We start from the raw sequence: 279 nt of genomic DNA on the forward strand, positions 1-279 counted from the left end.
GTTGCGAAGTCAGAGCTTGTAGTTATATTAACATCTCTAAGTCCGAACTTACAGAATTCGTTAGACTTCTTCAATCTCTTGGCCAAGCTATTCAAGCTGTCTTTCAAAACCCTTCTCAAAATAATATCGATAACTTGATTGCTGCCCTAAATAACCTACAAAAATTCCTCAATTGCTTAGATTTGTCTCCAGCACAAAAACAAATTGGAAATTCTATTATTGCTAATCTATTAACTATTTTAAGAACAACACCTTTCTCATGCGGAGCATTGTACGTTG

1 protein-coding gene is annotated in these 279 nt (G+C 34.8%); it reads left to right on the top strand.

Features of this window, described 5'->3' with window-relative positions; translation table 11 throughout:
* A partial coding sequence (locus SB658_RS23340) for a collagen-like repeat preface domain-containing protein (protein ID WP_410602660.1) occupies positions 1-279 on the top strand: 279 nt, incomplete at both ends.

Source organism: Bacillus sp. SIMBA_008, from assembly GCF_046535495.1.
Lineage (GTDB): Bacteria > Bacillota > Bacilli > Bacillales > Bacillaceae > Bacillus > Bacillus subtilis.